Genomic DNA, 13,720 nt, shown 5'->3' with positions numbered 1-13,720 from the left:
CAACCAGCAACAGCCATGCAACACGGCGCAGAGGCACTCGGCAGGACTGATGACGAAATTCGAGGGCCTGGAGGAGTGGAGGGCCGAAGCCCGCGCACTCAGGATTTCTTTTTCTTCTTCACGTTCCCGGCCTTCGTCTTCTTCTCCTCTGCCTGCCGCGCACGCACGCTTTCGATCTCCGCCGGCAGTTCCCGTTGCAACAGCGCGAGCAGGTCCGCCACCGCGTCGCTGTCGATCGGCTTGCCGGCCGGCGTGGTGGCGGTGACCCTGGTCGTCAGGCGCGTGATCGTTGCGGACGCCAGCAGCGCCTTGGTGAGGACCACGAACTCCTCGCCGCGGTAGCGCAGGACGTAGAGGTCCAGCATCTGTGCGCGACCCTGGTATTCGACTCCCCGCGTGCGCACCGCGATCTGGCCGACCGCATTCCAGGTGTCGAGCTTGTCGGCTTCGATCGTGAACTCGCCGCGCGTGGTAGTGGGCGGCACGACGACTTCTGTCGGCAGCACCACTTCTTGCACCAAGGGCTTGCCGGGCGTGCGACAGCCAGCGGCCAGGATCGCGAGGAGGAGCAGCAAGGCAAGGCGCGTCGACATGGGAGGCATCCATCGGTCGGGACAACGATGAGCGCATAGCCTTTGTTCGAATTGGAGGAAACCATTTCTTCATTAGCTTGCGCGCCTCGCCAAATTACATGGATCGGCTAGCGCATGCTTTATCTATTGGCACTGACAATTCAGTCAAGTCGACCCACATCAGGGCGGCACCTGAGTGCACGCATTGGGCTATATTCGCACCAAGTCACCGATCTTATCTGGGCGTTGGGGATAATCGGCTGCCAAGGATTTCCGTCAATGAGACCTAATAATTCATTGAATCCGAATCTGCATATGGCCGGCTTGAGTCAGGCGTTAGGCTGCGCATGAAAGATGCTCGCCACCGATTGAAGAACGCGGAGCTTCTCTCGCTTATCGGGGCTTGCGTGGCCGCTGGTGGCATTGCGCTGTTCCTCCAATCCTGGCTGGTGCCATTCAAACTTATGCTCTTGTCAGGCGGTGTGGCGGTGCATGCGGTGGCCATGCTCTATCGACATCGGCTGGAGGTAGCTACGGGTAACGCATTGACCCGCCGGGAAAAAATGGCTGTATTGGTCTTGCTGGCTCATTCTGGCAGTACTGGCTTTATACCTATTGGCAGCTGGCCCAATCCGGACCACTACTTGATAATTCATCCAGGCGTTCGCTGTCACTGAGAAACCATGGAATCCGACCTCGCACAGATCAAGCTCCTGCTCCTCGCCATCCTCGGCCTGCAGCTGCTGTGTTGTTGCCAACGTAGCGTGCCGGCTGCTCGGCTGCGGTACTGGATGGCAACCCGACTACAAGGAGTGGCTGTCGCGAGGAAAGTACGACCAGATACTCCTTCGCACGGCCAAGCGGCTTGAAACACATCCCGATGACATGGACGCGCTCTATTTCCGGGCCAAGGCGCTCGAGCGCGTTGGGCTTGTGGAGGCTGCGAGAGACTGCATCAAGCGGATTGTCCAACATGACCAGCAGGTTGCCGACAGCGGCAGCAAGTGGCTGGCATCTATCGGAGCGGCCGGGTCGGGTGACCGCTGACAATTCATTCAGACCGACCTGCAGCAGGCCGGATTAAAACAGGTGCCACCGGCGATGGACGGTATCAGCCACATCACATTCATCGTCCGCGATCTTGATCGCATGGCCGAGTTCCTTTGCAAGGGACTTGGGGCGAAAGAGGCTTACGACAGCGCAGGCAACAATTACTCGCTGTCCCGCGAGAAGTTCTTTGTATTGGGTGGCATCTGGCTGGCGGCGATGGAGGGTGATCCTCCCGCCGAGCGCTCCTACCAACACGTCGCCTTCGCAGTCAGCCAGTCTGATCTCCCTGCATACCAGGCCAACCTTCAGGCGCTCGGCGTTGAGATCCTGGCGCCTCGTGGCCGTGTGCAGGGAGAGGGTGAGTCACTGTACTTCCATGACTTCGACAACCACCTGTTCGAGTTGCACGCGGGCACCCTGGAGCAGCGCCTTGGCAGGTATGGCATGGGGCGATAGCCGTTCATGCAAGCGACCGCAACGCCAGGCACTTTGTGTTCAGCCCGGAAACGCAGTCTTTTGTAAGCAGCGACGACTTGCAGCAATGACGCTGACCAACCGTTCAAGCGAGGCCTCAGGCAGTAGATGAAGAATCCCTACAGTCCACCCACCAGCAACCTCGCCGTTCGGCAAGTGCCGCGCAAACGCGCCCTGCGCGTCGCTGTCGGATTCATGTCCGGCATCCTGGCGATCCCTGCCTTGGCAGGACTGTCTCTATTGATCTTCCTCCTATGGATCGGATCATCCGACGTAAGCTTCAGCAGCAAGGACCTGCCTGCCGCGCGAGGCTGGGTACTGCTGTTCGCAAACGGCGCGCTTTGTGCCCTGTTGGCCGCACGCTTTACCCGTTACCCGTTATGGATCGTAGCGAGCAGCGGATTTGCACTTCCCGCATTGGTCTTCCTCGCCATCCTTGCCATGGCGTTGGTGCGACTTGCTGCCTGACACTACATTCAAGCCGAACGGGCCTGATCCAGAGGTTGGTTGCCACAGGAGTCCGTCATGAACATTGATCGCCTCAGGTACCTGCGCGTTGTCCTGGTCGTGAGTGGACTCGCGTGCCTTGCCCTCTACCCGCTCATGTTGTTCTGGCCCTCCGGCTGGACCTGGCACGCCGGCCACTCGGACTACCCGATGATGCTCGTCGGCATCTACGCCACGCTTGGCGTGTTCCTGCTGCTGGCCGCGCGTGACCCGTTGGCCAACCTGAGCCTGATCTGGTTCACCGCGTGCTCCAGCGCCGTCCACGCCGCGATCATGGCCGTGCAGGCGGTCACCCAGCCCGGGCAGATGGGACACTTGGCAGGGGACGTCCCGGCGCTGCTCCTCGTGGCGATTGCCTTGGCCGTGTTGACGCCCCGCGCCGCGCCGGCCACGCGAGGCACCAGATGAAGATTCGACCGCTCACCCGGCGCCAGGAAAAGCAGGTGCTGGTCTCGATGCTGGCCGGCTTGAACGAGCCAATCGACAACCGTTGGCGATCGATGATCACGCGGCAGGCGGTCGGCCTGGCAATTCCCTTCCTTGTGGTCGCCGTTGTTCTGGGCGTTCTGCGGTCGCAGTCACTGCTGGCTTTGTTCACCACCGCCGGCGCGCTTGTCGCAGGACTTGCCATCGGCATCGGCAACTGGCGCCTGGTTGCCGCAAGGCAGTGGCCCGCGGTGGCCCGCTGCCTGGACAGGGACAGGATCGAGCAGAGGCTGCGTGAGCTGGAGCGTGACGATTCATTTCCATACCAATGAGGCGACCATGCTGAAGATGCTCAGGCACTGGCTGCGTCGCTCAAGTCATGTCCATGTCCGCCAGGCCGGGCCAACCGATCTCCAGGAGCTGGTGGGGCTGCTGGACCGGTTCCTGGATGACAAGCCTCGCTACCCATTGGAGTGGGATGACTTCATTTCCTGGGAAAGCCACATCCCGGCGATCGAATCGATCCGGATACGCGTGGAGGCAACTGAGCCGCTCTTCATTTCCAGGAATGCGGAGGACCTTGCCAAGGGTTCGGCGCTGGTGCTCGAGGAACGCAACAGGGTTGCGGCATGGGTTGGCCAACCTGCCCCCGTGAACCGGACTCAGTCGTCAGGCTAAGCAAGGTAAGGAAGTGAATTCACCCGCAAGCACGGCTCATCCGCTGCAGCCGCTGGCAATTCCAATTGGCGAGTTGAGCTGCGCTCGCCAGTAACGCGTCCTACCTCCTCAGGAAGTCCTGCCATGACCTCTCCAAGCGCGATCGCACTGACCGGTTTCATTTCATGGACGTTGCTGTTGCTGGTGCTCATGGAAGTCATCCGTTCGCAGCTCGTCCTGCGCGGCAAGGTGGCCGCCAACGCCTTCACTGCCGACAACGCCGGCCTGTCGCCTTTCATGCAACGGCTGGCCCGGGCACACGCCAACTGCCTTGAAGGCCTGCCTCTCTTTGGCGGCCTGCTGCTCGTGGCCATCGCCACCGACAGGACGGCGCTGACCGATTCGCTCGCCTATGTCCTGCTTGCCAGTCGCGTCTTCCAGTCCCTTGTGCACCTGGCATCGGTCAGCGCCGCCGCGGTCACCCTGCGCTTTACCGCGTTTGCCGTGCAGATGGGCATCGGCGTGTACTGGGCATTCCTGCTGTTGACTTCGGCGTGAGGGCCTGAGAATGCGTTGACGCGCGCTGCCTTGGGGCGACGCCTGCGATGCCGGGGCGGCATCCGTGCACCGGGCCGCTGGCCTGCGTGCCGGATCCGCAAGGCGGCCTTGGACACGGCCACCACGGGCTTACCGAAGCCTTCACGCTGGTGTTGGCAACTTTGCTGCATGGGAAGCAGCGCAAACAGGATCTTCGTGAACACCGCGCCGGTGCGCCGGCCCGGCAACCTCTCCTCGATGGTCGTCGAAATCGCCAGCCACGTGCCGCGCATGCGCGCCGCGTTCGAGGCCGAGGCGGAGTTCTGGGACTGGTTCGCGGGCGAGGTCGACTCGGTGCGGCGGAATGCCGGCAGCCGTGAAGAGGCGGAGAGGCTGGTGGACATGCTCAAGCAGGCGGCCTACCGGGCAGGAGACGGTCCGGTGGCCTGACCGGCCGCGGACGCATGTCGTCAATGCGCCGGAATATCGCAGGCATGGCCCCGGATACGGGGCGCATCCCCGCGCAGGATCAGTGGTTGTCTTTCGAGCCCTTGGACCCAAAGCTTTCCTTCGGTCCCTCGTGCGACTTCACCTTTTCACCGGTGCCAAGCACTTCGCCGCTGGAGGAATCCGTGGTGCGGGCGGTGTCACCCTTGTCGTTGTTGTTTTCATTGTCCTTCTGCGGATGGCTATGGCCGCCGGACTGGTTCTTGTCGGTGTTGGGCATCGTATGCGCTCGTGCTGGAAGCCAGGATTGGCCAAGGCAAGCTAGGCCGCCGGTCGTTATGCAGCCGAAACCGGAGCGTGACGACGTGGCTAACAGGGCAGTCCAGCAAACGGCTGCCCGTCACCTGGCGACAACGCGCTGCACCAACAATGACCCATGGCCATCCGATCTATAAAGGGCAGCGGTTGCCTGCTCAGTATCCTCCTCTCGATTGCGCTCACCGTCGGCCTGAACCTGCTGCTGCGTTCATGCAGCTGATTCGTTCATCCATCTGAAGCACGGGGTCCACACGGCTAGGGAGAACGTCTTCCTGTGCAAACTGTCGGCTGGGTCACGCTAAACGCGCGTCGGTGTGGCGATACGGCCTTGTGGCCGGCCGCGAAAAAGCCCAGCATCTTTTTCATCTCGGCCTGTCGCCCTGAACGTACTCAGGCGAGCGCATGTCCGCTGAAGCACCCTTCCTCACGGCCCTGTACAAGGCGCCCACCGGCGTTGCCGGCTTCGACGAATTGACCGGCGGCGGACTGCCCGTCGGCCGCACCACCTTGCTGCTGGGCGGACCGGGTTCGGGCAAGACCATCTTCGCGTTGGGTTTCCTGGCCCATGGCGCGCGCCTGTGCGCGGAGCCGGGCATCTTCGTGGCCTTCGAGGAAACCGCCGATCGCATCCGCACCAATGCCCGGGGCTTCGGCTGGGCACTGGATGCGTTGCCGGCCGAACAGCTGTACTTCCTGGATTGCATCCCCAGCCCGGATGCGGTGCAGACCGGCGCATTCGACCTGACCGGGATGCTGGCCGGGCTGGGCGCGCAGGTTTCCGCGATGGGCGCGCGGCGCATCGTGTTCGATGCGCTGGACATCCTGCTGGCCCTGCTTCCGGACGACGCCAGCCGTCGCCGCGAGGTCTACCGGCTGCATGAATGGCTGATCGCCCAGGGACTGACCGCGCTGATCACCGCCAAGGCCGGCGGCGACCCGTCCAGCTCCATAGACGGCAGCACCTTCGGCTTCATGCAGTTCATGGTCGATTGCGCGGTCGTGCTCAACCAGTCGGTGGAGCATGGCGTGTCGCAGCGCAACCTGCGTGTGCAGAAATACCGCGGCTCGGCCTTCAACGAAAACGAATCTCCGTTCGTGATCGGTTCCAACGGCTTCGACGTGGCCATTTCGCGCCTGCTGGGCGGCAGCGATGCCCAGCACACCAGCGAACGGGTCACCACCGGCATCGAGCGGCTGGACACCATGCTGGATGGTGGCTACTACCGCGGCGCCAGTGTGCTGATCACCGGCTTCCCGGGCACGGCCAAGACCACGCTGAGCGGCACTTTCGCCGAAGCGGCCTGCCTGCGTGGCGAGCAGACCCTGTTCGTGAGCTTCGACTCCGATGGCAGCGAGGTGATCCGCAACCTGGAATCGGTGGGCATCCAGCTCGGGCCGCACGTGGAGAGCGGCGTGTTGCGCATGGTCTCGGCACGCACCATCACCGGCAGCGCCGAGAGCCTGCTGGTCCGCATCAAGGCCATTGCCAAGGAACACAAGGCGCGCTGCCTGGTCATCGACCCGGTGTCCACTCTTTCCAAGGCCGGCAACGAGCTGACCGCGCACGGCGTGGCCGAACGACTGATCGACTGGACCAAGTCCGATGGCATCACCATGGTCTGCACCTCGCTGCTGGACGAGATGGCCGGGCAGATGAATGGCGGCACGCCTTTGCAGGTGTCGACCCTGGCCGACACCTGGATCCATCTGAACTACCTGGTGCAGGCGGGTGAACGCAACCGCGGCATGTCGATCATCAAGTCGCGCGGCACCTCGCACTCCAACCAGGTCCGTGAGCTGATCCTGAGCAGCACCGGGGTGACGCTGGCCGACATCTACACCGCCGGCGGCGAAGTGCTTATGGGCACTATGCGTTGGGAAAAGGAAAGCGCCGCCCGCGTCGCCCAGGAAATGGCCGACGTGCAGGGCCAGCTCAAGCGCGTGCAGCTGGACGCCGAGGAAGCCGAGCTGGAAGTCAGGTTGCGTTCGCTGCAGACCGTGCTGGTGGCCAAGCAGGTCGAGAAGGCGCTGCTGACCCGCACCACCGAGAGCCAGGAGCGCGAACTGAAGGGCGGGCGCACGATGATGCGCGAACTGCGCGGTGCCGACGCGGCGACAGGGCAGGAATAGCAAGCACATGAAGCAAAGCGTCCGTTTCGTATTCCAGCTGTTCGTTGCCGACCACGCCACCAACTCGGTACAGGCCCTGGCCAATCTCCGTGCGATCTGCAAGGCGCACCTGCCGCAGATGCACGAGATCGAAGTGGTCGACGTATTCGCCCAGCCCAATCGCGCACTGAGCGAGAAGATATTCATGACCCCGACCCTGCTGGTCCTGCAACCGGGGCCCACGCGCCGGCTGGTGGGCAACCTGAGCGAGACGACCACCGTGTTGCGCACGCTGGGACTCGAGTCGCCTGAGTGAACGTCCCCCTGTCCCCGGTCGCGATGCCCTCCGACGAGATCCAGGAACTGTTGCTCGCGCTGCGCCAGGCCGAAGACCGCCTGTACGAGCTGACCGCCGGGCAGGTCGACGCGCTCACCGACGAACAGGGCCGCACTTTCATGCTGCAGCGCGCACAGGAGGAAGTGCGGCGCGTCGATGCGAACCGGCGCACTGCCATCCTCAACAGCCTGCCGGCCAATATCGCCCTCCTCGACGCGGGCGGCTACATCGTGGCGATCAACGAATCGTGGCGGCAGTTCGGCCGTAGCAACGGCTTGCGCGGCTCTTCGGCGGAGGTCGGAGCCAACTACCTGGAGGTCTGCCTGCAAGCCCACGGCGACCATTCCGACGGCGCCACCCGCATTGCCGATGGCCTGCAGTCGGTGCTTGAACGCACGGCACCGCGCTTCGAAGCCATGTATTCCTGCCATTCGCCGCACGAGCAGCGATGGTTCCAGATGACAGCAACGCCGATGAGCCAGGAGCCCGCCAGCGGCGTCGTGGTCATGCACATGGACATCACCGACCGCAAGCTGCACGAGCTTGCGCTGCAGTCCAGCGAGGCCGACCAGCGCGAGGCCGCCCGGCAATTGCTCGCCGAGCGCTCGCGGCTGGTGGCGGCACAGCGCGTGGCCAAGGTCGGCAGCTGGGAAACCGACCTGGCGACCATGGAGGTGGTTTGGTCCCGGGAAACCTACCGGATCCACGAGATGGAGCCGGAAACCCCGGTCACCCATGCCGATTTCCTGGCCCGGGTCCACCCTGACGACCGCGGCCAGCTCGACCTGGACCTGCAGGCCTCGCTGCCTTTGCGCGAGCCTTCGTCCACGCGCCACCGCCTGCTGCTGCCCGGCGGGCGGATCAAGTTCCTGGAAGAGCGCTGGCAGGTGCTGTTCGACGAGTCCGGCCAGCCAGTGCGCGTGAGCGGCACCTGCCAGGACATCACCGACCGGCGCCTGGACGAGGAACGGATAGAACGCCTCAACCGCGGTTACCTGGTACTGAGCCAGATCAACGCGCTGATCGTGCGGGTGGGCGACCGCGCCGAACTGTTCCAGGATGCGTGCCGCATCGCGGTCGAGTCCGGCGGGTTCCTGCTGGCGTGGATAGGCTGGGTGGACGCGGCCAGCGGCAACATCGTGCCGGCCGCATTGGCCGGCAGCTGCCGCGACCGCAACCTGGCGATCGGCAGGACAGTCGCGCTTGGCGATGAAGTACACCCCTGTGCCATCGCGGTACGCACGCGCCAGCCGGTGATCGTCAACGACCTGGCGAGCGACGCCCGCTTCGTGCCCAGGCCGGGCTACGACTCGTCCGCGATCCGCTCGCTGGTCGCCCTGCCTATCATCGTGGCCGGCGAAGTGGTCGCAGTATTCGCCCTGCACGCCGGCGACGTCGGCTACTTCGACGAGGCCGAGATCGGGCTGCTGTCCGACCTGGCCAACGACATCGGTTTTGCCATAGGCAACCTGGGCAAGGCCGAGGCCATGAACTACCTGGCCTATTACGACGCATTGACCGGGCTGGCCAATCGCAGCCTGTTCCTCGAGCGCGTGGCCCAGTGCCTGCGCGGCACTGCCGGTGCGGTGCTGGTGCTGGTCGACCTGGAGCGCTTCAAGAGCATCAACGACAGCCTTGGACTGCATGCGGGCGACGACCTGCTCAGGCAGGTAGCGGCCTGGCTGGGCCAGCACCTAGCCGACCCGACCCTGCTGGCGAGGGTGGGCGCAGACCATTTTGCGCTGGTGTTTACCGACACCGAACGCGCCGGCGATGCCACGCGCCACCTGGAGCGGTTGATCAAGGCCTTCCACGAGCAGCCTTTCCTGCTCGACGGTGCGCCATTCCGCATCGCCGCCAAATTCGGCGTCGCCACCTTTCCAGATGATGGCGATACGCCGCACGAGCTGTTCCGCAAAGCCGAGTCCGCGCTCAAGAACGCCAAGGCCGGCGGCAGCAGGCATCTGTTCTATACGCAGAAGATGACCGACTCGATCGCACTCAAGCTGGGCCAGGAAAACCAGCTGCGGCATGCGCTCGACAACCGCGAGTTCGTGTTGCATTACCAGCCCAAGGTCAATGTGCACAGCGGCAAGGTGGTCAGCGCCGAAGCGCTGATCCGCTGGAGCGACCCGCGCAGCCAGGCCTTGACGCCACCGGGGCAGTTCATTCCGATCCTGGAAGAAACCGGGCTGATCATCGAAGTCGGCCGCTGGGCCATCGAGCGCGCCATCGAGGATTACCTGCGCTGGCATCGCGCCGGCCTGCCGGCCGTGCGCATCGCGGTCAACGTATCGCCCATGCAGTTGCGCGACCCGGCCTTTGTCGATGACCTGCGCCGCCTGCTTTCGGTTGATCCGCTGGCGCCGGCCGGCCTGGAACTGGAGATCACCGAAAGCATGATCATGACCGACATGGCGCAGAGCATCGAGACCCTGCATGCACTGCGCAAGATGGGCCTGCGGATCGCCATCGACGACTTCGGCACGGGCTTTTCCTCCCTGGGCTATCTATCCAAGCTGCCGGTGGATGCGTTGAAGATCGACCGCTCCTTCATCGACGACATGGGCAATTCCGCGCAGGCGCTGTCGCTGGTCTCGACGATGATTTCACTGGCCCATTCGTTCAACCTGGAAGTGGTTGCCGAGGGCGTGGAAACCGAGGAGCAGTACAGCCTGCTGAAACTGCTGCGCTGCGACGAGGCGCAGGGTTACCTGTACGGGCAGCCGGTGCCCGGGGACGAGTTCGAGGCCAGCTTCCTCAGGATCGCCACGCCGTAGCGGAGGCACGCCAGGCTTGATCGGCCATGGGCGATCAGCGCGAGGCGCGCAGCGCCTTCTGCTCTTCCAGGGTCAGGGCGACGTTGTTGCGCAGGTAGGCCGGTTCGATACGTTCGGGGGCGAGCGCTTCACCGCGCGCGTAGGCGGCGACGGCGAGGCGCGCGACATCGGCGGCATGGGGCAGCGCGCTGGCGTCGATGCTGGCGAGCTGGTTGCCAAGGTGTGCTGCCAGTGCACCCTCGACGGCTGCAAATCCGGTGCCGACGCCGTGCCAGCCGCCCTCGCTGTCCGGCAGCGTGACTGCCTGCGGGGCGCATACGATTTCGGTGGAGACTGCGACCAGGTCATCGCCATCGCGTTCGAAGGCGCCGACATAGACCTCGCCCATGCGTGCATCGATCGCGGCGAGGATGCGCGCGCCTTGCGCCTGCACGGCGATGGCCTGCAGCGTGGACACCGTGACGACCGGCCGGTCCAGGGCCAGGGCGATGCCCTGGGCCAGGGCGATGGCCAGGCGCACGCCGGTGAAGGCGCCGGGGCCACGGCTGACGGCAATGACATCGAGTTGCGTGCGCTTGATGCCGGCCTGCGCCAGCAGCGCTTCGGCCCACGGCAGCGCGTATTCGGCATGCAGGCGCGGGGCGATCTCATGGCGTTCGATCACCTCGCCGTCCAGGTACAGGGCAACGGAACAGGCCTCGGTGGCGGTTTCAAAAGCGAGCAGCTTCATACCAGTCCTGTTCGGTGTCCTGCGAGGGCAATGGCGCGGAAGGTTCGACGCCGAAGAAGCGTTCCACGTCGGCGACTTCGCGCGTGCGCGCGAACGGCGGCAATGAATCGAGGAATATCTTGCCGTAGGGTTTGCCGGTCAAGCGCGGGTCGCACAGTACCAGCACGCCGCGATCGGTCTCGCTGCGGATCAGCCGGCCCACGCCCTGCTTGAGCGCGATCACCGCCTGCGGCAGTTGTTCGTCACGGAAGGGATTGCCGCCGTCGCGGCGGATCGCTTCCAGGCGCGCCTCGAACACCGGGTCATCCGGCGCAGCGAACGGCAGCTTGTCGATCACCACCACGCTCAGCGCATCGCCGACCACGTCCACGCCTTCGCGGAAACTGGCCGCGCCCAGCAGTACGCCATTGCCGGAAGCGCGGAACTTTTCCAGCAGCGTCGCGCGCGGCGCTTCGCCCTGCACGAACAGCGGCCACGGCGCATCGCGCAGGGTTTCGGCGGCCTCGCGCAGCGCGCGGTGCGAGGCGAACAGCAGGAAGGCGCGGCCGCCGGAGGCTTGCAGCACCGGATACAGCGCGGCGATCAGGGCGGTGCCGAAACCGCGGGTATTGGGTTCGGGCAGGTTCTGCGGCAGGTAGCACAGCGCCTGTTTCGGCCAGTCGAAGGGGCTGGGTTGCAGCAGCGTGTTCGGGTCGGCCAGTCCGAGCCGCGTGGCGATGTGCTCGAAGTCGCCGCTCACCGCCAGCGTGGCCGAAGTGAACACCCAGGCCGCCTGCGATTTTTCGCGGTGTTCGCGCAAGGGGCCTGACACGTCCAGCGGCGTGCGCTGGCAGCGGAAGCCACGCTGGGTCAGTTCGTACCAGAGCACGTCGCTGGTGGCCAGCGGCGCGCCGCTTTCGAAATCCACCACCTGGCTTTCGCCCGAAGTGGTGCTGTCTTCCAGCCAGCGCTCCAGCCGCGTCGCCGCGTCCTTGGCGCGCGAGGCGCAGGCATCGATGCCCAGCGACGCGTCGGCCATCGCCACGACCGCTTCTATCAGGTGCGCCAGCGCTTGGGTCAAGGCGTCGAAACCGGTGCGCACTTCCGGCTTGGCCAGCGCGCGGAAACGCGTGCCGCGGTTGGGCAGGCCTTCCATGCCGGCGCGCAGTTCGCGCAAGGCCTGCTCCAGCGCGCGCACCGGCACCTGCAGCGTGGCCAGCGCACCGGGGATGTCCTTGCATTCGGCCAGGCAGTCGCGCGCCAGTTCCTGCAGGGGGCGCATGCCGAAACTCTCACCAAAGAAATTCGCCGCCAGTTCCGGCAGCTGGTGGGCCTCGTCGATGACGAAGGCCTGGGCGCCCGGCAGGATTTCGCCGAAGCCTTCCTGCTTCAGCGCCAGGTCGGCCAATAGCAGGTGGTGGTTGACCACCACGATGTCGGCCGACTGGGCGCGCTGGCGCGCCTGCACCACGAAGCAGTCGCCCCAGAACGGGCAGTCGGTGCCCAGGCAGTTGTCGTTGGTGGACGTGACCATGGGCAGCAGCGGCGAATCATCGGGCAGCGCTTCCAGCTCGGCCATGTCGCCGAAGTGGGTGCGCCCGCCCCAGGCCACGATGCGCTGGAACTGCGAGATCTGTTCGCGGGTGGTGAACTTCGGCTCGCCCTTGGCCTGTTCCAGCCGGTACTTGCACAGGTAGTTGGCGCGGCCTTTCAGCAGGGCCGACTTCAGGCCGGTTCCCAGCGCATTGCGCACGCGTGGCAGGTCGCGGTGGTAGAGCTGGTCCTGCAGGGCCCGGGTGCCGGTGGAAATGATGGTCTTCAGGCCCGACAGCAACGCCGGCACCAGGTAGGCGAAGGTCTTGCCGGTGCCGGTGCCGGCCTCGGCCAGCAGCACTTCGCGGCTTTCGAAGGCGTCGGCAATCGCCGTGGACAGGCGCTGCTGCGCCTCGCGGGGCACGAAGTTGTCGAGCTGGCTGGACAGTGCCCCACCCTCGCTGAGGGCGTCACGGCTGGCTTGGGCGAGTTGGGACATTGGGGGGAAGGACGATCCTGTTGAAAGCTCCCTGTCCGTTAACGCGGGAGGGCTGGCTGTGGTTGGCTGTAGCGGCAGGAAAGCCACCGCGTGGAGGTCCGGGCCGGCCCGGATGGCTTGCGCGCGTGGTCCGATGCCTTGGTGTCATGGGGCGCGGGACAGCCGAGCAAGCTCGGCTCCACACGGGTGGGTGGGGGGCAGCCAGTTTACCGGGCGAACGCCCTACATCCGCAGCAGGCCGGCCACGGTGCAGGCGGCGATCTGCACGTGCGCCGATTGGGCGTCCTGCGCCAGGCCACGCGCCAGGCGGGCCTGCTCGATGGTGGCCCAGTGCCGGCGGCACAACGGGCCGACCCGGGAACCCAGCTCGAAGGCGCGCCTGGCCAGGGTGTCGGCGCGTTCGTTTTCGCCTTGCAGCAGGGCCACTTCGGCGCGCTCCTGCAGGATCGCAGGATCATCGGGCGCGATCAGCAGCGCCTGGTTCAGCGCTTCGGCGGCCGCGCCGTAGTTGCGCACGGCGATGGCAGCGGTGGAATCCTCGCGCAGGTCCTGCACTTGCGGGTCGCGCAATGGCTGCACGGCGAGTTCACGGTCATCGGCGCCCTTGGCGGCGGCGATGACGTTGGCGAGGCGCACTTCGGGCGCGACCGCGGGCGTCGCAACTGGGCCTGGCGCCTGTGCGCCGGGCGTGCCGGCGCAGCCGGACAGCACCAGCATGAGTCCCAGGAGCGCGGATTTCGTGGACGGCTTCATCTTGATCACAGG

Annotated in this window: 16 protein-coding genes; 11 read left to right on the top strand and 5 right to left on the bottom strand. The window is 65.2% G+C overall.

The window, feature by feature from the left end; translation table 11 throughout:
• Window positions 1-98 precede the first annotated feature (98 nt).
• On the bottom strand, window positions 99-593 hold the full coding sequence (locus tag DT603_RS04885) for a hypothetical protein (protein ID WP_162348717.1): 495 nt from the start codon (window positions 591-593) through the stop codon (window positions 99-101).
• A 326-nt stretch (window positions 594-919) separates the two neighbouring features.
• Here DT603_RS04885 and DT603_RS04880 point away from each other — a divergent pair, with 326 nt between their 5' ends.
• The 8 genes from DT603_RS04880 to DT603_RS04845 all read left to right on the top strand — a co-directional run bounded on the left by DT603_RS04880 (window position 920) and on the right by DT603_RS04845 (window position 4,673).
• On the top strand, window positions 920-1,249 hold the full coding sequence (locus DT603_RS04880) for a hypothetical protein (RefSeq protein ID WP_162348716.1): 330 nt from the start codon (window positions 920-922) through the stop codon (window positions 1,247-1,249).
• A 424-nt stretch (window positions 1,250-1,673) separates the two neighbouring features.
• Window positions 1,674-2,078 carry a FosX/FosE/FosI family fosfomycin resistance hydrolase gene (gene fosX / locus DT603_RS04875; RefSeq protein WP_162348715.1) on the top strand — a complete coding sequence of 135 codons (405 nt, stop codon included), beginning with the start codon at window positions 1,674-1,676 and terminating at the stop codon, window positions 2,076-2,078.
• 126 nt (window positions 2,079-2,204) lie between these two features.
• Window positions 2,205-2,564, top strand: coding sequence for a hypothetical protein (locus DT603_RS04870; protein WP_162348714.1), 360 nt, complete (start codon window positions 2,205-2,207; stop codon window positions 2,562-2,564).
• 57 nt (window positions 2,565-2,621) lie between these two features.
• Window positions 2,622-3,011 (top strand): DUF6632 domain-containing protein, encoded by a 390-nt coding sequence (locus DT603_RS04865; protein ID WP_162348713.1) that lies wholly within the window; start codon window positions 2,622-2,624, stop codon window positions 3,009-3,011.
• A 35-nt stretch (window positions 3,012-3,046) separates the two neighbouring features.
• Window positions 3,047-3,361, top strand: coding sequence for a hypothetical protein (locus DT603_RS04860; RefSeq protein ID WP_162348712.1), 315 nt, complete (start codon window positions 3,047-3,049; stop codon window positions 3,359-3,361).
• A 7-nt stretch (window positions 3,362-3,368) separates the two neighbouring features.
• Window positions 3,369-3,707: a hypothetical protein gene (locus DT603_RS04855; RefSeq protein ID WP_162348711.1), complete on the top strand. Its 339-nt coding sequence runs from the start codon at window positions 3,369-3,371 to the stop codon at window positions 3,705-3,707.
• Between the two features lie 123 nt (window positions 3,708-3,830).
• The gene (locus DT603_RS04850) at window positions 3,831-4,244 is read left to right on the top strand and encodes an MAPEG family protein (RefSeq protein ID WP_162348710.1); all 414 of its coding nucleotides are present in this window, start codon (window positions 3,831-3,833) and stop codon (window positions 4,242-4,244) included.
• 168 nt (window positions 4,245-4,412) lie between these two features.
• On the top strand, window positions 4,413-4,673 hold the full coding sequence (locus DT603_RS04845) for a hypothetical protein (protein WP_162348709.1): 261 nt from the start codon (window positions 4,413-4,415) through the stop codon (window positions 4,671-4,673).
• A 79-nt stretch (window positions 4,674-4,752) separates the two neighbouring features.
• Here the strand turns inward: DT603_RS04845 and DT603_RS04840 are convergent, their stop codons facing one another.
• The gene (locus DT603_RS04840) at window positions 4,753-4,950 is read right to left on the bottom strand and encodes a hypothetical protein (RefSeq protein WP_162348708.1); all 198 of its coding nucleotides are present in this window, start codon (window positions 4,948-4,950) and stop codon (window positions 4,753-4,755) included.
• Between the two features lie 440 nt (window positions 4,951-5,390).
• On the opposite strand from DT603_RS04840, the gene kaiC reads away from it, so the two are divergent.
• The 3 genes from kaiC to DT603_RS04825 are packed head-to-tail and all read left to right on the top strand — an operon-like array spanning window position 5,391 to window position 10,214.
• On the top strand, window positions 5,391-7,118 hold the full coding sequence (gene kaiC, locus DT603_RS04835; protein ID WP_162348707.1) for a circadian clock protein KaiC: 1,728 nt from the start codon (window positions 5,391-5,393) through the stop codon (window positions 7,116-7,118).
• 7 nt (window positions 7,119-7,125) lie between these two features.
• Window positions 7,126-7,413, top strand: a complete 288-nt coding sequence (locus DT603_RS04830; RefSeq protein ID WP_162348706.1) for a circadian clock KaiB family protein — start codon at window positions 7,126-7,128, stop codon at window positions 7,411-7,413.
• The gene (locus DT603_RS04825; protein WP_162348705.1) at window positions 7,410-10,214 is read left to right on the top strand and encodes an EAL domain-containing protein; all 2,805 of its coding nucleotides are present in this window, start codon (window positions 7,410-7,412) and stop codon (window positions 10,212-10,214) included. The genes DT603_RS04830 and DT603_RS04825 overlap by 4 nt, the downstream gene beginning before the upstream one ends.
• Window positions 10,215-10,248: 34 nt before the next feature.
• On the opposite strand, the gene tsaB is transcribed toward DT603_RS04825, so the two are convergent.
• The 3 genes from tsaB to DT603_RS04810 all read right to left on the bottom strand — a co-directional run bounded on the left by tsaB (window position 10,249) and on the right by DT603_RS04810 (window position 13,708).
• Window positions 10,249-10,944 carry a tRNA (adenosine(37)-N6)-threonylcarbamoyltransferase complex dimerization subunit type 1 TsaB gene (gene tsaB / locus DT603_RS04820; protein ID WP_162348704.1) on the bottom strand — a complete coding sequence of 232 codons (696 nt, stop codon included), beginning with the start codon at window positions 10,942-10,944 and terminating at the stop codon, window positions 10,249-10,251.
• Window positions 10,925-12,955: a DNA repair helicase YoaA gene (gene yoaA, locus DT603_RS04815; RefSeq protein ID WP_162348703.1), complete on the bottom strand. Its 2,031-nt coding sequence runs from the start codon at window positions 12,953-12,955 to the stop codon at window positions 10,925-10,927. Before yoaA ends, tsaB begins: the two co-directional genes overlap by 20 nt.
• A gap of 222 nt (window positions 12,956-13,177) precedes the next feature.
• Window positions 13,178-13,708: a tetratricopeptide repeat protein gene (locus tag DT603_RS04810; RefSeq protein ID WP_162348702.1), complete on the bottom strand. Its 531-nt coding sequence runs from the start codon at window positions 13,706-13,708 to the stop codon at window positions 13,178-13,180.
• Window positions 13,709-13,720: the final 12 nt, after the last annotated feature.

It is taken from the genome of Pseudoxanthomonas gei, from assembly GCF_010119615.1.
Classification (GTDB): domain Bacteria; phylum Pseudomonadota; class Gammaproteobacteria; order Xanthomonadales; family Xanthomonadaceae; genus Pseudoxanthomonas_A; species Pseudoxanthomonas_A gei.
The sequence above is the reverse complement of the archived record's forward strand: the minus strand, read 5'-3'. Positions and strand labels throughout refer to the sequence as shown.